The sequence below is a fragment of the Paracoccus sp. FO-3 genome (assembly GCF_006386455.1).
Lineage (GTDB): Bacteria > Pseudomonadota > Alphaproteobacteria > Rhodobacterales > Rhodobacteraceae > Paracoccus > Paracoccus versutus.
Genome location: NZ_VCBQ01000086.1, coordinates 1 through 21737 on the forward strand (window position 1 = coordinate 1; position 21737 = coordinate 21737).

The following is a 21737-nucleotide window of genomic DNA, read 5'->3' on the forward strand; positions in this document are numbered from 1 at the left end:
CGGCGCCCGCCGCTGCGCAGCACCGCGCGGGCCGAGATCCGCCACGGCGCCGTCGGCGACCCGGCGCCCTGGACCCAGCTGACCGGCATCCGGCCCCGCGGCCTGGAGGAGACCTTGCGCGCGCGCCCGGCCACGGTGCGGGAGCGCTGGTTCGCCCGGTTTTATCCCATCAAGCCGGTGCTGTTCGTGGTGCTGGTGCTGTTCTGGACGCTGACCGCGATCATCTCGCTGACCACGGATTTCGAGAACGGGCTGGAACTGATGCATCGGGCGCTGGCCGGGCCGGGGGTGGTCGCGGGCGCGCTGGCCTGGCACCTGGGCCATGGGCTGGGCGAGCATCGGATCGTGCTGTCGCTGCTGCTTTATCTGCTGACCGGCGCCTTCTGGCTGCCGGTGGTCTGGATGCAGATGCAGATGCAGATGCGCGGCCTGGCCGTCTCGGCGCTGCACCGGGGGGCGCTGCCGCCGCGCTGTTTTCGGCTGTTCCGGGCCTGGTTCGCCTTCGGCTTTCCGGCCTTTGCCGCCGTGCCGGGCATCTTCTGGCTGATGATCGCGCGGCCGGCGCAGATCTGGTAGGGCCCCGCCTCAGGGCTGCGGCCGGCCCCTGCCGCCGGCGGCCGGCCCGGCAAAGACCGTCCGGCAGGCCTGCACAAAGGCGTGGACCGCCGGATGCCGGGCGCCGGACCGCTGCCAGATCACCCCGGTATGCCGCGCCTCGCCGGCGGGCAGCAGGGTCTTGCGCAGCCGCAGCCCATCCGGCCAGGGCGGCGCCCAGTCGGGGACGATGGCCACCCCCAGGCCCCGGTCCACCAGCGCGGCGATGGCGTCCAGCGCGTCCAGCTCCAGCCATTCCTGCACCTTCAGCCCGTGGTCGCGGATGTATTTGTCCACGATCTGCCCGCCCCATTGGTTGCGGTCGTAGCGGATGAAGCGCGACCGCTCGATCAGCACATGCGGGTCGAGCGGCGGCGCGGATTGCGAGGCGATGAAGACCAGCGGCTCGTCGCGGATGGTCAGCCAGTCGGTGGATTTCGGGATGGCGAATTGCGGCCTGACGATGATCGCCGCGTCCAGCTGTCCCTCGACCACGCGATGGTAGAGATCGACCGACGAGCCGGGCTGGACGAAATATTCGATCGAGGGATAGTCGGCGCTGAGCCGGGTGATGATGGCCGGCAGCAATCCGGTCAGCGAGGTCGCGGTCGCGCCCAGCCGCAACTGCCCCGCCGGCACCCCGTTCGCCGCCAGCGCCTGAAGATCGCGCGCGCCCTGCACCAGCGCGCGGGCGTGATCCAGGATCGCCAGCCCCTCGGCCGTGGGCTGCACCGTGCGCCCCGAGCGCAGGACCAGCTTGTGCCCCAGCTCCTGCTCCAGCGCGTGCAGGCGCTGGGTCAGGGCCGCCGGCGTGCGGTTCAGCCGCCGGGCCGCCTCGGCGATCGAGCCGCAATCGGCGATGGCGATGAAGGTTTCCAGAAAGCGCAGGTCCATGGGGCCGATCCTCATCTGCCGGGCCGCCGGCCATTATAGCGGGACGGCCTGCCCCTTGCCAGCGGGTTTTCTTTTCCGGCCATTACGAAAACGGGGTCTGAGGGCCAGGTTCCGTTTCTTGCCCGCGCAGCGGCCGGCGGCAAGACTGGCGGCGGAAAACCGGGGACGACGCATGCCGATCGAACTGCTGAAATACGGGTTGAGACGGGGCCACCGGCCCTATCGCGACATTCCCTCCACGCCCGAGCTGCGCAAAAGCTACGATGTCGTCATCATCGGCGGCGGCGGCCACGGGCTGGCGGCGGCCTATTACCTGTCGCATTACCACGGCATCTCGAACATCGCCGTGCTGGAAAAGGGCTATCTGGCCGGCGGCAACACGGCGCGCAACACGACGACGGTGCGCTCGAACTACCTGACGCTGCCCTCGATCGAGTTCTATCGCGAAGGCGTCTCGCTGTTCGAGACCATGTCGCAGGAGCTGGGCTTCAACGTCATGTTCTCGCAGCGCGGCCAGCTGACGCTGGCCCATTCCGACGCGGCCATGCGCAGCTTTCGCCTGCGGGCCGAGATGGGCAAGCATGCCGGCATCCGCGCCGAGGTCGTGGATGCCCAGACCGTGCAGGAGCTGTGCCCGCATGTGAACATGGATTTCGGCGGCCAGCACGAGGTCCTGGGCGGGCTGTGGCACGCCGACGGCGGCACCGCGCGCCACGACGCCGTCGCCTGGGGCTATGCCAAGCGCGCCGCCGAGCGCGGGGTCGAGATCCACCAGCGCACCGAGGTCACGGGCTTCGGCATCGCCGGCGGCCGCGTGACCGAGATACGGACCAATCGCGGCACCGTCCTGGCCGGGCAGGTCTTGCAGGCGGCGGGCGGGATGAACGGGCGCATCGCCGAAATGGCCGGCATCCGGCTGCCGATCCGCTGCTTTCCCCTGCAGGCCATGGTCACGCAGCCGCTCAAGCCGTTCCTGGACATCCTGCTGTCCTCGTCGAACCTGCATACCTATCTGGTGCAGTCCTCGCGCGGGGAGATCGTGATCGGCGGCGGGACCGACCCCTACCAGCTGGCCTCGACCCGCTCCAGCCTGCCGCAGAAAGAGGCGCTGGCCACCGGCGCGCTGCAGCTGATGCCCTTCCTGCACAACGTCAAGCTTTTGCGGCAATGGGCGGGGATCACCGACATCACCCCGGATTTCAGCCCGATCATGGGCGCCTCGCCCCTGCAGAACTATTGGCTGGACGCGGGCTGGGGCACCTGGGGGTTCAAGGCGACGGCGGTGGCGGGCAAGCGCATGGCCGAAACCATCGCGACCGGCCGGGTGCCCGACATCCTGATGCCCTTTGCGCTGGAGCGCTTTGCGCGATTCGAGCTTCTGAACGAAATGGGCGCCACGGCGGCCGGGCATTGAGGTGCTGCGATGAAGATCATGACCTGCCCGGTGAACGGGCCCCGCAATATTTCCGAATTCCAATGGCTCGGCCCCGTCCAAGCCGAGGACGAGGCCCGCGACGAAACCCTGGTCGAGCGGCTTTTCCTGGCGCCGAACCCGATGGGCGTGCTGCGCGAATGGTGGCGCCACACCCCCTCGAACACGGTGTTCATCGCTGAACGCAACCTGATCTCGGATGAAATCCTGCGCACCTGGCTGAAGGGTTCGGACGCAGACAAACCCACGAGCGCCGCATGAGCAACAGACTTGGCCACGGCTGGGGCAGCCGCATCGACCGCAACGCCGCCATCGGCTTCACCTTCGAGGGGCGGCCCGTCTCTGCCCATCCCGGCGACACTATCGCCAGCGCGCTGGCCGCGAAGGGCGAATGGATCCTGTCGCGGTCCTTCAAGTATCACCGCCCGCGCGGCATCCTGACCATGGCCGGGCAGGACGCCAATACCCTGGTGCAGATCGGCGACGAGGCCAATGTCCGCGCCGACCTGCGCCAGGTGGCCGAGGGCATGGCGGTCACGCCGCTGAACGTCAGCGGCAGCCTGCGCCGGGATCGCGGCCGCATCATCGACCACCTGGGCCGCTTCCTGCCGGTGGGTTTCTATTACCGCACCTTCTTCGGGCCGCGCAGGAATAGCTGGCTGAAGCTGTGGGAGCCGATCATCCGCGCCTCGGCCGGGCTGGGCACCGTCAGCCTGGACCCGGCGCCGCGCAGCTATCTCAAGGAAACCCGGCATTGCGACGTGCTGGTGGTGGGGGCGGGGCCGGCCGGCCTTGCCGCCGCCATCGCCGCCGCCGAGGCGGGCGCCGACGTGATCCTGGTCGAGAAGGAGCCGGAACTGGGCGGCGCGCTGACCTATGCCCGCTTCGGCGTCGAAACCGCCGATGCGGCCCGCCACCTGGACGCGCTGCGCCGGCAGGCGGCGGCGGCCGGGATCGCGGTCCTGTCCGGCGCGACCTGCAACGGGCATTTCGCCGACAACTGGCTGCCGGTGCTGCAAGGCGACCGCCTGATCCGCATCCGCGCGGCCGAGCTGGTGCTGGCCACCGGCGCGCACGAGCAGCCGCTGATCTTTCGCAACAACGACCTGCCCGGCGTCATGCTGTCCTCGGCCGCGCAGCGCCTGATGCGGCATTACGGCGTGCGTCCGGGCCGGCGGGCGGTGGTCTATGCCGGCGACCGCGACGGCTATCTGGCGGCCCTGGACCTGGACGACGCCGGCGTCAGGATCGCCGCGGTGATCGACCCCGAGGTCGAGGACCGCGACGGCCTTGCCCCGGAACTGGCGCGGCGCGGGGTGCCGGTCATGCGCGGCTGCACCATCCGGCAGGCCCGCGGCGGCCTGCACCTGAAGGCGGTCGAGGTCCAGGACCGCCAGGGCGGCCGGACCCGGCTGGACTGCGACCTGCTGGTCATGGCCGGCGGCTATACGCCGGGCTACCAGCTTGCGCTTCATGCCGGGGCGCGGCTGTCCTCGGACGACGGCGGCACGCGCTTCTCGATCACCGGGGTGCCGGATCATGTCCACCTTGCCGGGGCGGCGGCGGGCCTGTCCGACCTGGCGGCGGTGATCGAAAGCGGCCGGATCGCCGGGCTGGGCGCCGCGGCCGGGCTGGGCCTGGCGCCCGCGCAGGAACTGCCGGCGCCGGCGCCGGTGCAGGCCGGCTGGCGCCGCGCCGCGCCCTCGCCAGCCCATCCCAAGGGCCGCGACTTCGTCGATTTCGACGAGGATCTCCAGGTCAAGGACATCGAGAACGCCATCGCCGACGGCTATCGCGAACTGGAGCTGGTGAAGCGCTATTCCACCGTCGGCATGGGGCCGTCGCAGGGGCGGCATTCGGCGCTGGCCACGGCGCGCATCGTCGCCCGCAAGACCGCGCGCAGCCTGGCCGAGGTCGGCATCACCACCGCGCGCCCGCCCTTCGGCCCGGAAAGGCTGGGCCTTCTGGCCGATACCACGCCCGAACGCCACCGCCGCACGCCGCTGCACGCTGCCCATCTGGCGGCCGGGGCCCGGATGACGCCGGTGGGCGCCTGGTGGCGGCCCCTGGTCTATCCCGGCGCCGACGCGCCCGAGGATGCGATCCGGCGCGAGATCCGCATGGTGCGCGAGGCGGCGGGGATGCTGGACGTCTCGACCCTGGGCAAGCTGGAGATCCGCGGGCCGGATGCGGGGGCCTTCCTGGACCGCATCTATACCATGGCCCATGCCGGGCAGCCGGTGGGCCGGGTGCGCTATTGCCTGGCCCTGAACGAGATGGGGTCGATCCTGGACGACGGCGTGGCCTTCCGCCTGTCGGACGAGCATTTCTACGTGACGGCGACCACCGGCGCGGTCGATCGGCTTTTCGCCGAGATGATGCTGCAAAAGACCATCATGGGCGCCAGGGTGGACATCCAGAACGTGACCGCGGCCTTCGGCGCCATGAATCTGACCGGCCCCAGGGCGCGCGAGGTGCTGGAGCGCCTGCCCGGCAGCATCGACTTCGGCCGCGAGGGCTTTGCCTTCCTGGACGGGCGCGAGGGCGAACTGGCGGGTTGTCCGGTCCGGGTCATGCGCATCGGCTTCACCGGCGAGCTGAGCTACGAGATCCACCTGCCGCAATCCCATGCCGCCGGGCTTTGGGCGGCGCTGCTCGAGGCGGGGGCGGACCTGGGGCTGCGGCCCTATGGGCTCGAGGCGTCGCGCATCCTGCGGCTGGAAAAGGGCCATATCATCATCGGGCAGGACACCGATGCGCTGTCCACGCCGGACGAGCTGGGCATGGGCTGGGCGCTGTCGCGCAAGAAGCCCTTCTACATCGGCAAGCCCGCGGTCGAGCGCCGCCGCGCCCTGGGCGACAAGCGCCGGCTTTGCGGCTTTGCCCTGCCGGACGAGGGGAATGCGGCCGGGGTGGGCGAATCCGCGCTGGTGCTTCAGGACGGCAAGCCTGTCGGCCATGTCACCTCCTTCGGGTATTCGCCGACGCTGGGGCAATGGATCGGGCTGGCCCATGTCGCCCCCGACCAGGCCGAGCCGGGGTCGCGGATCACCCTGCGCGGCTTTGCCGGCGCCGAGGTCGAGGCGCCCGTCGTCGCGCTGCCCTTCCATGACAAAGACAACGCACGACAGGAGATGTGACATGACCGCGCTTGCCGCACCGGCCCGGATATGGCCGCTTGCCGACCGGCTGCCGCTGCTGGACGCCTGGCCCCAGGACGGCCGGGACTGGATGCTCGACCTGTCCGCGCTGCCGCGTTTCGGGTTGCGCGGGCCCGGCACGGCCGCGTGGCTGTCCGGCCGCGGCTGCCCGCTGCCCGACACCATCCACCGAACGGCCGAGGCCCCCGGCATGACCGTCGTCCGGCTGGGCGGCGACGAGGTCGTCCTGCTGGCCGATCCCCTCGCCGGACCAACGGGGCTGGCCGCGTTGCGGCAGGACTGGCAGCAGGCCGCCGGCCCCAAGGGCTTCGACGCCTGGCGCGAGGAGACCTGGTGCTGGCTGGCCCTGACCGGGCCGGGCCTGGCCGATGCCCTGCCGCTGCTGACCGCGGTCGATACCCGGCCGCATGTTTTCGGTCCCGGCGCCGTGGTCCAGACCCGCGCCCTGCACATGGATGCGGTGCTGGTCCGCAACGACCGCAACGGCCAGCCCGGCCTGGACATGCTGTTCGACGTGGCTTCGTCGGACTATGCGGCGGATTTCGTCGCCGACGTGCTGGCGGGATTCCAGATGGGCCGCCTGACGGGCTGATCGCCCGCCCCCCTTTGGCGAACATGAAGACGCCCGCCCGATCTGCCGGATCGGGCGGGCGTTGCGTTCTTGGGGCGCGACAGCACCTAGCCCAGGAGATCGCGGGTGCGCGCGTCTCGACGTGGCCTTGTTCGATTACGCGACGGATTTCGTCACCGATGTGCCGCCGGGTATTCGGGATGGGCCGCCTGGGGGGCTGATCGCCCGCCTTTGTCCGCACGCCTTGCCCTGCCGGCCGCGAAAATGCCCGCCCGATCCGCCGGATCGGGCAGGCGTTCGGATTCTAGCCGGCGCTACAGCACCTGGTCCAGGAAATCGCGGGTGCGCGCGTCCTTGGCCTGGGTAAAGAACTCGGCCGGGGGCCCGTGTTCCACGATCACGCCGCGGTCGGTGAAATAGATGTGGTCGGCGACCTCGCGCGCGAAGCCCATCTCATGCGTGACCAGGATGCAGGTCATGCCCTCGGCGGCCAGATCCTTGATGGTGACAAGGACTTCCTTGACCGTCTCGGGGTCCAGCGCTGCCGTCACCTCGTCGAACAGCATCACGTCGGGCCGCATCGCCAGCGAGCGGGCGATGGCGATGCGCTGCTGCTGGCCGCCCGAAAGCTCGCCCGGATAGTGGTTCTCCTTGCCCTCCAGCCGCACCTTCTTCAGCAGGGCGCGGGCGCGGGTCTCGACCTCGGCAGGCTTTTCCTTCAGCACCTTGACCGGCGCCATCATCACATTCTGCAGCGCGGTCTTGTGCGGGAACAGGTTGTATTGCTGAAAGACCATGCCGACCTTGCGCCGCAAGGCCAGCTTGTCCAGCCTGGGGTCGTGGACCTCTTGCCCCTCGACCTGGATCGAGCCGGCCTGGATGTCGTTCAGCGCATTGATGCAGCGGATCAGCGTCGACTTGCCCGATCCCGAGGGGCCGATGATGCAGATCACCTCGCCCTTCATCACGTCCATGCTGATGCCGCGAAGCACCTCGACCTGGCCATAGGATTTGTGGACGTCGCGCAGGCGGACGATGGGCTGGTCGGCGGTCCAGTTTGTCATGGGACACCCTTTCAGTTTTTGACCGCGAACCGACGTTCCAGCCGCAGGGTCAGGCGGGCGATCGGATAGCAGTATGCAAGGAACAGAAGCAGCGCGAAGCCGTAGAAGGGGATCAGGAGTTCGGGGCGGTTGCCCTCGGCCTCCATGGCCTGCCGGGTCAGGCTGATGATCTCGCCCACGCCCAGAAGCGAGCAGAGCGGCGTGGACATGGTCAGGATCGCGTACCAGTTCATCCAGGGCGGCAGCATCCGCTTGAAGCATTGCGGCAGGATGATCTGCCAGATGGTCTGGCGGCGGGTGAAGCCCAGCGACTCGGCCGCCTCCCATTGCGCGGTGGGCACGGACTGGACGGCGCCGCGGACCACCTCGGCGATGTTGGCCGATACCGGGATGGCCAGGCCGATTACCGTCTTGATCCAGCCGGGCAGGGGGATCGTCATGCCGAAGACCTTGATCTGGAACGGAAAGGCCAGCAGCACGATGAACAGCAGCACGAGCCAGGGCACGTTGCGGAAGAAGGTGACATAGACCCGCGCGACGGCGCGCAACAGCCGCGCGCGCGAGATCAGCGCCAGCCCGGCAAAGGCGCCGACCGCCGTCCCGATCGCCATGGCAAGGACCGAGATCAGCACGTTGAACAGGAAGCCCTGCGTGAACAGGAAGGGCATCCAGCGCAGCAGTTTTTCCAGCGGGGTTTCGATGGCGGCGGCGGCGCCGGCCTGCGCCAGGACCATGGCGGGAAACAGCGCCGCCAGCGCCACGATCCAGCCGGCCGGGATCGCGGCCAGCCAGCGCGTCGCGAAGAACGCGTCATAGGCCGGGCCGCGCGGGGCAAAGGGCAGCAGCACCGGCAGCGCGCCCTTGGCCATCGGGACGGGGGTTTTATACGCCATAGCCTGGAATCCTCAGCTTGCGTTCCCATTGGCCCATGCCCAGGGACAACAGCCCGACCAGCCCCAGGTAGCAGACCATCATCAGCAGCATGGTCGGGTTCTGGGCCGAGGGAAAATCGTTCCAGATGGAGACGGACTGGTAAAGCAGTTCGGGGACCGCGATGGCATAGGCCTGGTTGGTGGTCTTGACCAGGTTGATGAGATTGGCCGACAGCGCCGGCAGCGAGATCCGCAGGGTCAGCGGCAGCACCACGTTGGTATAGGCCTGAAGCCGCGTCATCCCCAGCGATTCCGCAGCCTCGCGGGTGGAATGGGGCACGGCCTCGATCCCGGCGCGGAAGATCTCGATGTTGAAGGCGCCGGCAAAGAAGGACAGCGCGATGATCGCCCAGCCGACGTTCGAGATGATCGGCACCTCGAGCCAGCCGTCGGGGCTGTAGCTGGGGGTGAACTGCCCCAGCGCGAAATAGAAGAACAGCAGCTGGATCAGCGGCGGCGTGTTGCGGAAGAACTGCACATAGCCCTGCACCGCGCTGCGCAGAAGGCGGCTTTTCGCCTCCTGCGCCCAGGCGCCGACGACGCCGATGACGACGGAAAACACCAGGCAGGCCAGGCTGAGCTTGATGGTCATCCACAGCCCGCCCAGAACCCGGTCCATCTGGACCGGATCGTAAAGCCAGATGAAGTTCCAGTGCGGAGAGGTGGCGGCCAGTTCCCGGAAGAAATCCTGCATGTCCGTCAGCATCGGCGCGCGGCCCCTACTGCGCCAGCGGATCGGCCATCCGCGCGTGCATGTCGGCCAGGAAGGGGCTGGCGGCGACGCCCCATTTCTTTTCCAGCTCGATCAGCGTGCCGTCGCGGTGCCAGGCGTATTGCAGGCCCGAGACGATCTGGCCAAGCGCGCAGCTTTCCTCGGACTTGGCGACGGCCAGGCCCCAGGGCGCGAAATCCTCGACCGGCAGCGAGATCTCGAAATCGTCCCAGCCGCCGGCGGCGTAATCGGCGCCGATGGTGGTGTCGTCATAGACGAAGGCCACGCATTTCTTGTCGCGCAGCGCCTGCTTGGCCTCGGCCGCGTTGCCGAAGGCGGCGATGGTGGCGCCGTATTCCTGTTCGATCTTCTGCAGGTAGAACGAGCCCTGCACGCCGCAGACCGGCTTGCCGCGCAATGCGTTCCAATCGGTCAGGCCCATCGCCTTGGGCGTCAGCGCCGCCGTGCCCGAGGCATAGTAGTTCGGCCCCTTGATCCCCACCATCGCCCGCCGGTCGGCGGTGTCGGTCATGGTGGCGATCATCAGGTCGATCTGGCCCTGCTGCAGGAACTGCATCCGGTTCGACGCGATCACCGGCACCAGCTCCAGCTTGACGCCCAGCGTGTCGGCGACCATCTGCGCCATGTCGATCTCCAGCCCGACGATGTTGCCGGCCGTGTCGCGATAGCCCCAGGGCTTGTAGTCGGCCTTGACCCCGGCGATCAGGGTGCCGCGATCCTGGATGCGCTTCAGCCCGGCATTGGTGCAGCTTTCGGCGGCGGCGGCCAGCGGCGCAAGCGCGACCGCGGACGCCAGAAGGGTGGCGAGGATGGTTTTCATCTATGGGACTCTCCTGTTGATTATGAGAGGACTAGCAAAGCCCTCCGACAGAGCGTGAGAGACGAAAACATTGCCCTGCTGCGGCAACATTATTTCCCCGGACAAAGGCGGGAAGGCCGCGCCATCATGCGCCGCGCCCCCTGCCGCAGTCGCGCGCCGCCGCGTGCTGGGCGGGCTTGCGGGCTGGGCGGCTGCCTGTGCCGCGCCCTCGGCCCTGCGCGCGGGGCCCGAAACCTGGACGATGGTCGGGATGGACGAGTTCGCGCCCTACAACTACCTGGACAGCGGCCGGTTCGTCGGCGCCGACATCGACATCCTGGGCGATGCCGCCCTGCGGCTGGGGATCGGGATGCGCTTCGTGCCCCTGCCCTGGCGCCGGGCGCTGCTGGCGCCGGGCATGGGCGAGGCGGACGGGCTGTTCCAGCTGGCGCCGACCCCCGAGCGGTTCCGCAACTGGCTGATGGTCGGGCCGTTGCGGACGACGCGGCTGGTCTTCGTCGTCATGGCGGATTCGCCCCTGCGCGACTTTGCCGGCCTGGGCGTGCTGGCCGGGTATTCGGTGGGCGTGGTCGACGGCTTTACCTATACCCCCGCCTTCGACGCCTCGACGCATTTCCTGCACGAAGGCTCGGTCGATGACGAGACCAGCCTGCGCAAGCTGCTGTTGCGCCGGGCCGACGTGGTGGTGGGCGGCGAGGCCAACCTGCGCCACGCCATGCGCAAGCTGGCGGTCGAGGATCGGGTCCGCGTCCTGCCCACCGCGCTGGACGTGCGCGGCCGCTATGTCGGCTTTCCCCGCAGCGATGCCGGGCGGGACAAGGCCGAGCGGCTGGGCGCCGTGCTGCGCCGGATGCATGCCGAGGGCCGGATCGCGGCGATCCTGCGCCACAGGCTGGGCGGGTGAGGCGCGGCATGGGCACGGGCAGCATCGCGCGCCGGATGGTGCTGGCCGGGGCGCTGGTCAGCATCGTCTCGGGCATCGGGCTGGGCGGGGCCAGCGCCGTCGCGGACCTGCGCCGCGGCATCGCGGTGGCGACGGGCAATGCCGAGCGGATCCTCTATTCCGCCGCGCCGCAGCTTGAGCGCGCCTATTGGGACGTGGACCTGACCACGGTCCAGGCCATCCTGGACCGGCTGGTCGATGCGCCGCTGATCCTGTCGCTGCGGATCGAGGATCTGCTGCTGTCGCCCGAGCAGCTGCGGGTGGCGCAGATCCCCCGCTTCCAGGTCCAGCGTCCCGCCGCCGCCCTGCCGGCCTGGCTGAAGGGCTGGATGCTGCCGCCCGAGCGCCTGACGCAGACCCGCTCGGTCGTCCTGCGGGCGCCCGACGGCGTGGCCGAGATCGCAAGGCTCGACGTCACCTTCTCGTTCGTGGGCTTTTACAACGACTTCACCCGGCAGGCGCTGCGCATCGTGCTGACCGCCGTCCTGCAGGCGCTGCTGCTGGCCGGGCTGCTGTTTTTGCTGGCAAGGCGCTACGTCATCTCGCCCCTGGGCGCGCTGAGCCGGGCGGCGCAGGGCCTGCGCGAGGGGCGGGGGTTCCGCCTGACCGGCCCGGCGGCCGGGCGGCTGCGTTCCCGCGACGACGAGATCGCGCGGCTGGCGCAGGATTTCACCCGCACGGTCGCGCAGATGGAACGCTATCGCGACCACCTGCGCGACGAGGTCGAGCAGCGCACCGCCGAGCTGGTGGTGGCGCGCAACGACGCGCTGGCGGCGTCGCGGGCGAAATCGGCCTTCCTGGCCAATATGAGCCATGAGCTGCGAACGCCCCTGAACGCGATCACCGGCCTGTCGGAACTGCTGCTGGCCGACCGGCTGCCCGCCGCCTCGCGCCGGCAGGTCGCCGACATGCAAGGCGCGGCAAGGCAGCTTCTGGGCAGCATCGACAGCGTGCTGGACCTGTCCAAGCTCGAAGGCGGGCACATGGTCTTCGAGCGCCGGCCCTTTGCGGTGGACGCGGTCTTCGACGAGGTGATCGCCCAGACCCGCGCGCTGATCGGGTCGCGCCCGCTGCGGCTCGAGGGCGACATCGCCGCCGACGTGCCGGCGACGATCCTGGGCGACCGGCAGAAGCTGACGCAGATCCTGCTGAACCTGACCAGCAATGCCGTCAAGTTCACCGCCCAGGGCCGGATCGCGCTGCGGGTCTTTCGCCGGGGCGATCGGCTGCGGCTCTCGGTCTTCGACAGCGGCAACGGCATCGCCGAACAGGACCAGGCCGCCATCTTCGATCCCTTCACCCAGGCCGATGCGACGATCTCGCGCGAGGTGTCGGGCACGGGCCTGGGCCTGGCCATCGCCCGGCAGATGGCCCAGGGCATGCAGGGTCGCCTGACGCTGCACAGCCGGCCGGGGGTGGGCAGCCTCTTCGTGCTGGAACTGCCGCTGGACCCCGGTCCGCCGGCCGCCGACCCGCCGCCGGTCCTGCCGCGCCCGCTGCTGGACATCCCCGACCCGGCCCTGCGCCGCCGTATCGGCCGGATGCTGGATCGCGCGCGGATGACGGGCACGCCGGACGGCGCCGTGCTGCGGCTTGCCGACGGCGGGCTGACCCTGGCCGGGGCGGCCCTGCCGCAGCCCCTGACCCATCGCGAGCTGCGCCTGGCCCCGGATCGCCCGCCCGCCGGTCCCGCCCCCTCGCCGGCGTTGCGGGCAAGGCGCGTCCTGGTGGTCGAGGATCGCAAGATCAACCGCGACGTGATGGAGGAGCTGTTGCGGCGCTCTGGCGTCAGGGTCGCCTCGGCGCCGGGCGGGCGTGTGGCGCTGGCGGCGCTGGACCATCCGCTGCCCGATGCGATCATCACCGACCTGCACATGCCGGAAATGGACGGCATCGCCCTGATGGGCGCATTGCGGGCGCGGGGGCTGGCGATCCCGGTCATCGCCTCGAGCGCCGACGTGTCCACCCAGACGCGGCTGGCCTGCCGCGATGCCGGTTTCGCGGCCTTCCTGCCCAAGCCCGTGACCGGCGCCGCCCTGGCCGGGACGCTGGCCTCGGTGCTCGAGGATGCCCTGCCGGTGCTGGATTATGCCGCGCTGGACCGCAACACCGGCGGCGACCGGCAGCTTGCGGCGCGATGGCGGGCGCGGATCCCCGAGGAGATCGAGGAATGGCGCGGCCTGCTGGCGGGCGGGATGCCGCTGGCCGAGGCGCTGCATGCGATCAGGGGCGCGGCGCTGCAACTGGGCGCGGCCGAGGTCTGCCATGCGGTGCAGGAAGACCCGGTGGACATGGACCGCATCGCCGCGGCCCTGGACCGGCTGGACGAGGCCGCGACCCGGCCCGAGGAGACGCGCGAGCCGTCGCCCGGTTAGCCGCGCCCCGATCAGCCCTGGAAATCGGCCAGGCTGCGGCGGATGCCGGCCAGCAGCGCCTCGGCCCGCTCCAGCCGGTCGGCGCGGCGCTGGAGCAGGTTTTCCAGCGCCATGTTCGACCGGCGCAGGTCCAGCTGCACCCGGATCCGCGCCAGCAGCACCGCCGGGGCAAAGGGCCGGGCGACATAGTCGCAGGCGCCGACCGAAAAGCCCTCGGTCTCGTCCTCGGGCGCGTCCAGGCTGGTCAGGAACATCACCGGCACCTTGGCCAGGCGCGGCATCGCCTTGAGCCGGCGGCACAGCGCATAGCCGTCCATTCCCGACATCCGCACGTCCAGCATGATCAGGTCGGCCTCGCCGCCCGCCAGCAGCCAGTCCAGCGCGTCCTCGGCGCGGGTATGGGCGACGACCTGGTAGCGGCCGTGCAGCACGTCGTGCAGCCTGCGGATATTGGCCGGCATGTCGTCCACGATCAGGATGCGCTCCTGGTCGGATTCCATCGGCAGCTCGGGTGGTTCCTCGTCGTTTTCGTCGCCGCGGATCGCGACCGAGGCCAGGGCGATGTTTTCCAGGTTGCCCGACACGGTTTCGAAATAGCGCGCGCCCCAGTCGCGCAGCACGGTGCTGTTGGCGCTGCGCTCGAAAAGCGACAGGCCCAGATGGGCCTCGAGCGCGCGGATCTGGCGGCTGACCGCCTCGCGCGTGACGTTCAGTTCGCGCGCCGCGTCGGAAAAGCTGCCCAGCCGGGCGGCCGCCTCGAAGGCGACGAGGCTGGTCAGCGGCGGCAGGTTTCGCTTGAGGTTTTCCATGGCGTTGCAGATTGCGCGGGCGCGGGCGGCGGCGCAAGGCCCCCGCCCACCGTCCCGTCCCGCCTGCGCCGCGCGGGGGGCGTGCCGAAATGCCGGGCAAAGCAGCGCGAGAAATGCTGCACGGTGGCAAAGCCGGTCAGCTGGGCGATCTCGGCCAGCGGCAGGGCGGAATGGCGCAGCAGCTCGTCGGCCTTTTCCAGCCGCAGGTTGCGATAGAAATCCGAGATGCTCATGCCGAAATGATCGGCAAAGCGGCGCTGCAGCTGCCGGGTGCTGCAACCGGACAGGCCGGCCAGCTGCGCCGCGGACAGCGGATCGGCGATATGCGTCGTCATCAGCCGCACCGCCGCCTCGAGCCGGGGGTGGTGCAGGTTGTAGCGCCGGGCGGGATCAAGCTGCTGCGGCTCGGAGGCGGTGCGCATCCGGGAATGGATGAACCAGTCGCTGACCTCATGCGCGAATGCGGCGCCGTGCTGGCTGGCGATCATCGCGCACATCATGTCGAAGGCGGCGACGCCGCCGGCGCAGGTGTAGCGGTCGCGGTCGATGACATAAAGCGCGCGCTCGATCAGCAGGCCGGGCGCGAGTTCCTGCAATTCCTCGATATGCAGCCAATGGACGGTGAAGCGCCGCCCCTCCATCAGCCCATGCCGCGCCAGCACCGCCGCGCCGCCGGAAATCCCGCCCAGCCGGACCCCGCGGCGGTCAAGGTTGCGCAGGCCGTGGATCAGCGCCGGATCGTCATGCAGCATCGGGTTGCCGCCGGCGACGACGAACAGCAGGTCCAGGTCGGCCGCCGCCTCGCGCAGGGCGGCGCAGTTGAAGCCGCCGCCGACCGATGAGGCGACGAACCCGCTTTCGGCGGCAAGGAAATCCAGCCGGTAGAGCGGGCGTGGACCCAGCTGGTTGGCCGCCCGCAGCGGCTCGATCGCCGAGGCCAGCGACATCATCGCATAGCCGGGCAAGAGCAGGAAACCGATGGAGGCGGGCGGGGTCATGCGCCGCCGCATAGCAGCCCTGGCGCATATGGGCAAGAACATGGCCGCCTTGGATAAAGACTGGCGGCGGGAAAGCCGTAATCTGGCGGCGAAACGTCAATACGGGGTCGAAGGTGCGCTTTTCAGCACTCAGGGTATTTGCCGAGGCGATCAGGGGTCACAAGGGCTGGAAGCCCCTGTGGCGCAATCCCGATCCGCAGCCGGCCTATGACTATGTCATCGTCGGCGGCGGCGGGCATGGGCTGGCGACGGCCTATTACCTGGCCAACACCTTCCGGCAGTCGCGCATCGCGGTGCTGGAAAAAGGCTGGCTGGGGTCGGGCAATATCGGCCGCAACACCACCATCATCCGCTCGAACTACCTGCTGCCGGGCAACGAGCCCTTCTACGAGTTCTCGATGACGCTGTGGGAGGGGCTGGAGCAGGCGTTCAACTTCAACGCCATGGTCAGCCAGCGCGGCATCCTGAACCTGTTCCACAGCGACGGCCAGCGCGACGCCTATCGCCGGCGCGGCAATGCCATGCTGCTGGCGGGGGCGGATGCGGAATTGCTGGACCGCGAGCAGGTGCGGGCGATGGCGCCCTTCCTGAATTTCGACAACGCCCGCTTTCCCATCAAGGGCGGGCTGCTGCAGCGCCGGGCCGGCACCGCGCGCCACGACGGGGTGGCCTGGGGCTATGCCCGCGGCGCCGACATGGCCGGGGTCGACCTGATCCAGAACTGCGAAGTCACCGGCTTTCGCATCGAAGGCGGCCGCATCCGCGGGGTCGAGACCTCGCGCGGCCCTATTGCCGCGGGCAAGGTGGGGGTGGCGGTGGCGGGCTCGTCCAGCCGGGTGATGGCGGCGGCGGGGCTGCGCCTGCCCATCGAAAGCCATGTCCTGCAGGCTTTCGTGTCCGAGGGGCTCAAGCCCACCATTCCGGGGGTCATCACCTTCGGCGCCGGGCATTTCTACGTCAGCCAGTCCGACAAGGGCGGGCTGGTCTTTGGTGGCGATCCCGACGGCTACAACTCCTATGCGCAGCGCGGCAACCTGCCGGTGGTCGAGGACGTCGCCGAAAGCGGCATGGCGCTGATGCCGATGATCGGGCGGGCGCGGCTGCTGCGGATCTGGGGCGGGATCATGGACATGTCGATGGACGGTAGCCCGATCATCGACCGCACCCCCGTCGAGGGGCTCTATCTGAATGCGGGCTGGTGCTATGGCGGCTTCAAGGCGACGCCGGCCAGCGGCTATGCCTTTGCGCATCTCATGGCCACCGACACCCCGCACGACACCGCCCGCTTCTATCGGCTGGACCGTTTCGCGCGCGGCCATGTCATCGACGAAAAGGGCGTGGGCCCCACGCCGAACCTGCACTGAGGTCATGTGATGCTGATCCCCCATCCCCTGCTTGGCCCCCGCGACGCGCAGGAGTTCACCTATCTGGGCGATGCCCGCCTGATCGCGCGGCCCGATGGCATGGCCGAGGGCGCCGAGGCGGCCTTTGCCGAATACATCTATCTGCGCGACAACCCGGCCGGGGTGCATCGCGAGCTGTGGTTCCACGAACAGGGCGACCGCTCGTGGCTGATCGTGACCCGCGATACGGTGACGCATCGCATCCTGGGCGCCGAACTGGCCCGCGACGTCAAGCTGAAAGGCGGTGCGGCATGACCCGGCTGTCCGGTGGGCTGGTCGACCGCTCGCGCAGCCTGAGCTTTACCTTCGACGGGCGCCGCTATTCCGGCCATCCCGGCGATACGCTGGCCTCGGCGCTCTTGGCCAACGGGGTGCGGCTGATGGGGCGCAGCTTCAAGTATCACCGCCCGCGCGGCCCCATCTCGGCCGGGTCCGAGGAACCGAACGCGCTGGTCGAGCTGCGCGACGGCGCCCGGCAAGAGCCCAATACCCGCGCCACCGTGGCCGAGCTTTACGACGGGCTTCGGGCGCGCAGCCAGAACCGCGTCGGCTCGTTGCGTTTCGACCTGATGGCGGTGAACGACCGGCTGTCGCCCTTTTTCGCGGCGGGCTTCTATTACAAGACCTTCATGTGGCCGCGCGCCTTCTGGGAAAAGCTCTACGAGCCCGCGATCCGCCGGGCGGCGGGGCTGGGCCGGCTGTCGATGCAGCCCGACCCCGACGAATACGACAAGGGCTTCCTGCATTGCGACCTGCTGGTGATCGGCGCCGGGGCCGCGGGATTGGCGGCGGCGCTGACCGCGGCGCGCGCGGGGGTCCGGGTCATCCTGGCGGACGAGGATTTCCGCCTGGGCGGCCGGCTTCTGGCCGAGACGCATCCGCTGGACGGCGCGCCCGCCCCCGAATGGGTGGCCGGGGTCGAGGCGGAGCTGGCCAGCCTGCCGAACCTGCGCATCATGCGCCGCACCACCGTCTTCGGGGCATTCGACCACGGCGTCCACGGCGCGGTCGAAAGGCTGGCCGACCACCTGCCGCAACCGCAGGGCGGGCCGCGCCAGGTGCTTTGGCGCATCACCGCCAGGCGGACGATCCTGGCGGCGGGCGCGACCGAGCGCCATATCCCCTTTGCCAACAACGACCGCCCCGGCATCATGCTGGCGGGTGCGATGCGGGCCTATGCCAACCGCTGGGCGGTCAGCCCGGCCGGGCGGGTGGCCGTCTTTACCAACAACGACGACGGCCATCGCACCGCGCTCGACCTGGCGGCCAAGGGGGTCGGCATCGCCGGCGTCATCGACAGCCGCGCGGATGCGGTGGCGATGGGGGATTATCCGCTGTTCGCCGGCGCTGTGGTTGGTGACACCAGGGGCCGGCTGGGCCTGACCCGGATCGAGGTCCGCCAGCATGGCCGCAGCCAATGGCTGGATTGCGGGGCGCTGGGCGTGACGGGCGGGTGGAACCCGAACCTGCACCTGGCCTCGCATCACCGCGGCCGGCCGGTCTGGAGCGACGCGCTGCACGCCTTTGTCCCCGGCAAGGACGGCCTGGCCGGCCTGATCGCGGCCGGCGCGGCCGAGGGCCGGGGCAGCACCGCGCAGGCCCTGCGCTCGGGCGCCGAGGCCGCGCGCCGCGCCCTGGCCGAGCTGGACATGGATGCCCCGCTGCCCGACCTGCCGCAGGCCGAGGACCAGGCGCAGAACCTGCGCCCGCTTTGGCATGTGCCGGGCAAGGGCCGGGCCTGGGTCGATTTCCAGAACGACGTGACGGTCAAGGACATCGCGCTTGCGCATCAGGAAAACATGCGCCCGGTCGAGCATCTGAAGCGCTGGACCACGCTGGGGATGGCGACCGACCAGGGCAAGACGGCGAATGTCACCGCGCTTGCGGTCATGTCGGAACTGACCGGCAAGCCGATCGCGCAGACCGGGACCACGATCTTCCGCCCGCCCTATACGCCGGTCTCGCTGTCGGTGCTGGGCGGCGGCGACAGCGGCGCGCATTTCCGCCCGCGCCGCCTGACGCCGACCCATGCCTGGGCGCAATCCCAGGGCGCGGTCTTCGTCGAGGTCGGGCCCTGGATGCGGGCGCAATACTTCCCCCGCGCGGGCGAGACGCATTGGCGCCAGACCGTGGACCGCGAGGTTCTGGCCACCCGCAAGGGCGTCGGCATCTGCGACGTGACCACGCTGGGCAAGGTGGACGTGCAGGGCGCGGACGCGGGCGCGTTCCTGGACCGGCTCTATTGCAACGCCATGGCCAGCCTCCGGGTCGGGATGACCCGCTATGGGCTGATGCTGCGCGAGGACGGCGTGGCCTGGGACGACGGCACCTGCGCCCGGCTGGCCGCGGACCATTACGTCGTGACCACCACCACCGCGCAGGCCGGCCCGGTCTATCGCCACATGGAGTTCGCCCGGCAATGCCTGTGGCCCGAGCTGGACGTGCAGCTGATCTCGACCACCGACGCCTGGGCGCAGCTTTCCGTCGCCGGCCCGAACGCGCGCCGGCTGCTGGAGCGGATCGTGGACGGGTTCGACCTGTCGAACGAGGCGTTTCCCTTCATGGCCTGCGCCGGGCTGACCGTCTGCGGCGGGCTTCGGGCGCGGCTTTTCCGCATCAGCTTCTCGGGCGAGCTGGCCTATGAGATCGCGGTGCCGGCGCGCTATGGCGATGCGCTGATGGCAAGGCTGGTCGAGGCGGGCGCCGACCTGGGCGCCACCCCCTATGGCACCGAGGCGCTGGGGGTGCTGCGCATCGAAAAGGGCCATGCCGCCGGCAACGAACTGAACGGCCAGACCAGCGCGCAGATGCTGGGCATGGGCCGGATGGTGTCGGCGAAAAAGGATGGCATCGGCGCGGTCATGTCGCGGCGCGAGGGGATGCTGGCCGAGACCCGCGTGCTGGTCGGCTTGCAGCCGGTCGATCCGGCGCAGCCGGTGGTCCCCGGCTCGCACCTGTTCCGCCAGGGCGAGGCGCAGGACACCTGGACCGATCAGGGCTGGATCAGCTCGGCCTGCCATTCGCCGCATCTGGGCCATGCCATCGGCCTGGGCTTTCTGGAAAACGGCGCTGCCCGCATGGGCGAGGTGATCGTCGCCGCCAACCCGTTGCAGGGGCAGAGCGTGCCTTTGCGCGTCGTTTCGCCCCATTTCATCGACCCCGAAGGAGGGCGCCTGCGTGACTGACCTGACCCCGATCACCGCGCTTGGCGCCGCCACGCCCGCCGACCAGCGTTTCGGCGCGCTGCGCATCACCGAGAATGCCGGCCTTGCCCTGGCGTCGCTGGCGCTGCGCCAGGGCGCCGCCCAGCCCGCGCCGCTGGGGCTGGCCCTGCCCGGACCGGGGCGATGGGCCGAGGGGCAGGGCATCGCCGCCTTCTGGACCGGCCCCGGCCAGTGGATGATCGAGGCCCCCGGCCGCGCCGCCGAAGATTTCGCGGCCGTGCTGGCCGCCGGGACGCCGGGCTGCTCGGTCACGGACCAGACCGACGGCTGGGCGGCGTTCGAGATCGTCTCGGACCGGGGCGAGGCGCCGATCCGGGCGCTGCTGGAAAGGCTGGCCAATATCGACCCCGACGGCTTCGGCCCCGGCAGCGCCACCCGGACCCTGGCGCATCACATGGGCGTCTTCCTGATCCGCCGCGCCCCCGACCGGCTGGCGGTGCTGGGGATGCGCAGCATGGCCGGGTCGCTGTGGCATGCGCTGGCCACCACCCTGCGGCGGCAGGGGGCGGCCGCGGCGCCGGACGACGGTTTTCCTATCGTCTGATTCTACAAAAGCCAGTTTTTACCATCGACCCAAAGGCAATAGGCTGCCCGCAACGTCAAACCCCCGCTGCGGGAAAGGGAAAACCACCATGTCGATCCAAAGCAAATTCAGCAAGTTGGGCACCGATAACGCCCCCGGACAAGAGGTCCGGCAAGGCCCGGCGGGCGCCGAGGGCTTCCTGCGGGGGGACAAGCTCTCGGGCCGCCCGGTCGATTTCTCGCATGGCGACGTGGATGCGCATGAGCCGACGCCCGGCGCCTTCGAGGCGTTTTCGGCCGGCGTCGCCCTGGGCGGGGCGCAGGCCTATACCGAATATCGCGGCGACCTGGGCATCCGCGAGGTGGTGGGCGCGCGGCTGGCCGGCTTTACCGGCGCGCCCGTCGATGCGCGGGACGGGCTGATCATCACCCCCGGCACGCAGGGCGCGCTGTTCCTGGCCGTGGCCGCGACGGTTTCGCGGGGCGACAAGGTCGCCATCGTCCAGCCCGACTACTTCGCCAACCGCAAGCTGGTCGAGTTCTTCGAGGGCGAGATGCTTCCCGTCCGGCTGGCCTATCGCGAGGCTGCGGCGGGGCAGGCGGGCCTGGACCTGGACGGCCTGGAGGCGGCATTCCGCGCCGGGGCAAGGCTGTTTCTGTTCTCGAACCCGAACAACCCCGCCGGCGTGGTCTATTCGCAGGACGAGATCGCCCGGATCGCGGCGCTGGCGGCGCAATACGGCGCGACCGTGATCGTGGACCAGCTGTATTCGCGGCTGCTCTACCCCTCGGCCTCCTATACGCATCTGCGGGCCATGGACATCGACGCGGAAAACGTCGTGACCATCATGGGCCCGTCCAAGACCGAATCGCTCAGCGGCTATCGGCTGGGGGTCGCCTTCGGCTCGACCCAGGTCATCGCCCGCATGGAAAAGCTGCAAGCCATCGTGTCCCTGCGCGCGGCAGGCTATTCGCAGGCGGTGCTGCGGACCTGGTTCGCCGAGCCCGAGGGCTGGATGGCCGAGCGCATCGCCCGCCACCAGGCGATCCGCGACGACCTGCTGGCGCTGTTCGGCGGCATCGAGGGGTGTTTCGTCCGCGCGCCGCAGGCCGGCAGCTACCTGTTTCCCAGCCTGCCCGCGCTGACCATTGGCCACGTGGATTTCGTCAAGGCGCTGCGGTTGCAGGCGGGCGTCATCGTCACCCCCGGCACCGAGTTCGGCCCGCATTCCGGCGACAGCATCCGGCTGAACTTCTCGCAG

General features: G+C 70.0%; 19 protein-coding genes. 12 read left to right on the top strand and 7 right to left on the bottom strand.

Annotated features, from left to right (window positions below):
• Positions 1–576 (top strand): DUF2269 family protein (locus tag FE811_RS19750; protein WP_370362687.1); only part of this gene is annotated, 576 nt, incomplete at its 5' end.
• 9 nt (positions 577–585) lie between these two features.
• On the opposite strand, the gene FE811_RS19755 is transcribed toward FE811_RS19750, so the two are convergent.
• Positions 586–1488, bottom strand: a complete 903-nt coding sequence (locus FE811_RS19755; protein WP_036759713.1) for a LysR family transcriptional regulator — start codon at positions 1486–1488, stop codon at positions 586–588.
• Positions 1489–1660: 172 nt separating this feature from the next.
• Between FE811_RS19755 and FE811_RS19760 the strand changes: the two genes are divergently transcribed.
• From FE811_RS19760 to FE811_RS19775, 4 genes are read left to right on the top strand one after another with little or no spacing between them, the layout of a single operon-like run.
• A complete protein-coding gene (locus FE811_RS19760) occupies positions 1661–2902 on the top strand; it encodes an FAD-dependent oxidoreductase (RefSeq protein ID WP_116220451.1) in 1242 nt (413 codons plus the stop codon).
• Between the two features lie 9 nt (positions 2903–2911).
• Complete coding sequence (locus FE811_RS19765) at positions 2912–3181, top strand: sarcosine oxidase subunit delta (RefSeq protein ID WP_116220450.1); 270 nt, start codon at positions 2912–2914, stop codon at positions 3179–3181.
• Positions 3178–6060 (top strand): FAD-dependent oxidoreductase, encoded by a 2883-nt coding sequence (locus FE811_RS28635; RefSeq protein WP_116220449.1) that lies wholly within the window; start codon positions 3178–3180, stop codon positions 6058–6060. Before FE811_RS19765 ends, FE811_RS28635 begins: the two co-directional genes overlap by 4 nt.
• A gap of 1 nt (position 6061) precedes the next feature.
• Positions 6062–6673: a hypothetical protein gene (locus tag FE811_RS19775; protein WP_116220448.1), complete on the top strand. Its 612-nt coding sequence runs from the start codon at positions 6062–6064 to the stop codon at positions 6671–6673.
• A gap of 293 nt (positions 6674–6966) precedes the next feature.
• Here the strand turns inward: FE811_RS19775 and FE811_RS19780 are convergent, their stop codons facing one another.
• Genes FE811_RS19780 through FE811_RS19795 form a run of 4 tightly spaced genes read right to left on the bottom strand, consistent with a single transcriptional unit; the run spans position 6967 to position 10201 of the window.
• Entirely contained in the window at positions 6967–7716 is a 750-nt protein-coding gene (locus FE811_RS19780; RefSeq protein WP_116220447.1) for an amino acid ABC transporter ATP-binding protein, read from the bottom strand.
• An 11-nt stretch (positions 7717–7727) separates the two neighbouring features.
• Positions 7728–8609 (bottom strand): amino acid ABC transporter permease, encoded by an 882-nt coding sequence (locus tag FE811_RS19785; RefSeq protein ID WP_116220446.1) that lies wholly within the window; start codon positions 8607–8609, stop codon positions 7728–7730.
• Positions 8599–9354, bottom strand: coding sequence for an amino acid ABC transporter permease (locus tag FE811_RS19790; RefSeq protein ID WP_036759696.1), 756 nt, complete (start codon positions 9352–9354; stop codon positions 8599–8601). Before FE811_RS19790 ends, FE811_RS19785 begins: the two co-directional genes overlap by 11 nt.
• Positions 9355–9367: 13 nt before the next feature.
• Positions 9368–10201: a transporter substrate-binding domain-containing protein gene (locus FE811_RS19795; protein ID WP_036759698.1), complete on the bottom strand. Its 834-nt coding sequence runs from the start codon at positions 10199–10201 to the stop codon at positions 9368–9370.
• Between the two features lie 250 nt (positions 10202–10451).
• On the opposite strand from FE811_RS19795, the gene FE811_RS19800 reads away from it, so the two are divergent.
• Entirely contained in the window at positions 10452–11105 is a 654-nt protein-coding gene (locus FE811_RS19800) for an ABC transporter substrate-binding protein (RefSeq protein WP_166435371.1), read from the top strand.
• Between the two features lie 8 nt (positions 11106–11113).
• Positions 11114–13519, top strand: a complete 2406-nt coding sequence (locus tag FE811_RS19805; protein WP_116220444.1) for an ATP-binding protein — start codon at positions 11114–11116, stop codon at positions 13517–13519.
• 11 nt (positions 13520–13530) lie between these two features.
• Here FE811_RS19805 and FE811_RS28640 read toward each other — a convergent pair whose 3' ends face one another.
• A complete protein-coding gene (locus FE811_RS28640) occupies positions 13531–14328 on the bottom strand; it encodes a response regulator (RefSeq protein ID WP_052096227.1) in 798 nt (265 codons plus the stop codon).
• On the bottom strand, positions 14295–15326 hold the full coding sequence (locus FE811_RS19815; RefSeq protein WP_243700313.1) for a GlxA family transcriptional regulator: 1032 nt from the start codon (positions 15324–15326) through the stop codon (positions 14295–14297). The genes FE811_RS28640 and FE811_RS19815 overlap by 34 nt, the downstream gene beginning before the upstream one ends.
• A gap of 113 nt (positions 15327–15439) precedes the next feature.
• Here FE811_RS19815 and FE811_RS19820 point away from each other — a divergent pair, with 113 nt between their 5' ends.
• The 5 genes from FE811_RS19820 to FE811_RS19840 all read left to right on the top strand — a co-directional run.
• On the top strand, positions 15440–16690 hold the full coding sequence (locus FE811_RS19820; RefSeq protein WP_116220443.1) for a sarcosine oxidase subunit beta family protein: 1251 nt from the start codon (positions 15440–15442) through the stop codon (positions 16688–16690).
• A gap of 9 nt (positions 16691–16699) precedes the next feature.
• On the top strand, positions 16700–16984 hold the full coding sequence (locus FE811_RS19825; RefSeq protein WP_116220442.1) for a sarcosine oxidase subunit delta: 285 nt from the start codon (positions 16700–16702) through the stop codon (positions 16982–16984).
• Complete coding sequence (locus FE811_RS19830; RefSeq protein ID WP_116220441.1) at positions 16981–19914, top strand: sarcosine oxidase subunit alpha family protein; 2934 nt, start codon at positions 16981–16983, stop codon at positions 19912–19914. Before FE811_RS19825 ends, FE811_RS19830 begins: the two co-directional genes overlap by 4 nt.
• The gene (locus tag FE811_RS19835; RefSeq protein ID WP_116220440.1) at positions 19907–20497 is read left to right on the top strand and encodes a sarcosine oxidase subunit gamma; all 591 of its coding nucleotides are present in this window, start codon (positions 19907–19909) and stop codon (positions 20495–20497) included. Before FE811_RS19830 ends, FE811_RS19835 begins: the two co-directional genes overlap by 8 nt.
• A gap of 88 nt (positions 20498–20585) precedes the next feature.
• A partial coding sequence (locus FE811_RS19840; RefSeq protein WP_140848517.1) for a pyridoxal phosphate-dependent aminotransferase occupies positions 20586–21737 on the top strand: 1152 nt, incomplete at its 3' end.

What these genes read in the sequence shown, in the direction of transcription:
- FE811_RS19755 (WP_036759713.1), bottom strand. Translation starts at nt 1,488, where the DNA reads ATGGACCTGCGCTTTCTGGAAACCTTCATCGCCATCGCCGATTGCGGC.
- FE811_RS19760 (WP_116220451.1), top strand. Translation starts at nt 1,661, where the DNA reads ATGCCGATCGAACTGCTGAAATACGGGTTGAGACGGGGCCACCGGCCC.
- FE811_RS19765 (WP_116220450.1), top strand. Translation starts at nt 2,912, where the DNA reads ATGAAGATCATGACCTGCCCGGTGAACGGGCCCCGCAATATTTCCGAA.
- FE811_RS28635 (WP_116220449.1), top strand. Translation starts at nt 3,178, where the DNA reads ATGAGCAACAGACTTGGCCACGGCTGGGGCAGCCGCATCGACCGCAAC.
- FE811_RS19775 (WP_116220448.1), top strand. Translation starts at nt 6,062, where the DNA reads ATGACCGCGCTTGCCGCACCGGCCCGGATATGGCCGCTTGCCGACCGG.
- FE811_RS19780 (WP_116220447.1), bottom strand. Translation starts at nt 7,716, where the DNA reads ATGACAAACTGGACCGCCGACCAGCCCATCGTCCGCCTGCGCGACGTC.
- FE811_RS19785 (WP_116220446.1), bottom strand. Translation starts at nt 8,609, where the DNA reads ATGGCGTATAAAACCCCCGTCCCGATGGCCAAGGGCGCGCTGCCGGTG.
- FE811_RS19790 (WP_036759696.1), bottom strand. Translation starts at nt 9,354, where the DNA reads ATGCTGACGGACATGCAGGATTTCTTCCGGGAACTGGCCGCCACCTCT.
- FE811_RS19795 (WP_036759698.1), bottom strand. Translation starts at nt 10,201, where the DNA reads ATGAAAACCATCCTCGCCACCCTTCTGGCGTCCGCGGTCGCGCTTGCG.
- FE811_RS19800 (WP_166435371.1), top strand. Translation starts at nt 10,452, where the DNA reads ATGGACGAGTTCGCGCCCTACAACTACCTGGACAGCGGCCGGTTCGTC.
- FE811_RS19805 (WP_116220444.1), top strand. Translation starts at nt 11,114, where the DNA reads ATGGGCACGGGCAGCATCGCGCGCCGGATGGTGCTGGCCGGGGCGCTG.
- FE811_RS28640 (WP_052096227.1), bottom strand. Translation starts at nt 14,328, where the DNA reads ATGGAAAACCTCAAGCGAAACCTGCCGCCGCTGACCAGCCTCGTCGCC.
- FE811_RS19815 (WP_243700313.1), bottom strand. Translation starts at nt 15,326, where the DNA reads ATGACCCCGCCCGCCTCCATCGGTTTCCTGCTCTTGCCCGGCTATGCG.
- FE811_RS19825 (WP_116220442.1), top strand. Translation starts at nt 16,700, where the DNA reads ATGCTGATCCCCCATCCCCTGCTTGGCCCCCGCGACGCGCAGGAGTTC.
- FE811_RS19830 (WP_116220441.1), top strand. Translation starts at nt 16,981, where the DNA reads ATGACCCGGCTGTCCGGTGGGCTGGTCGACCGCTCGCGCAGCCTGAGC.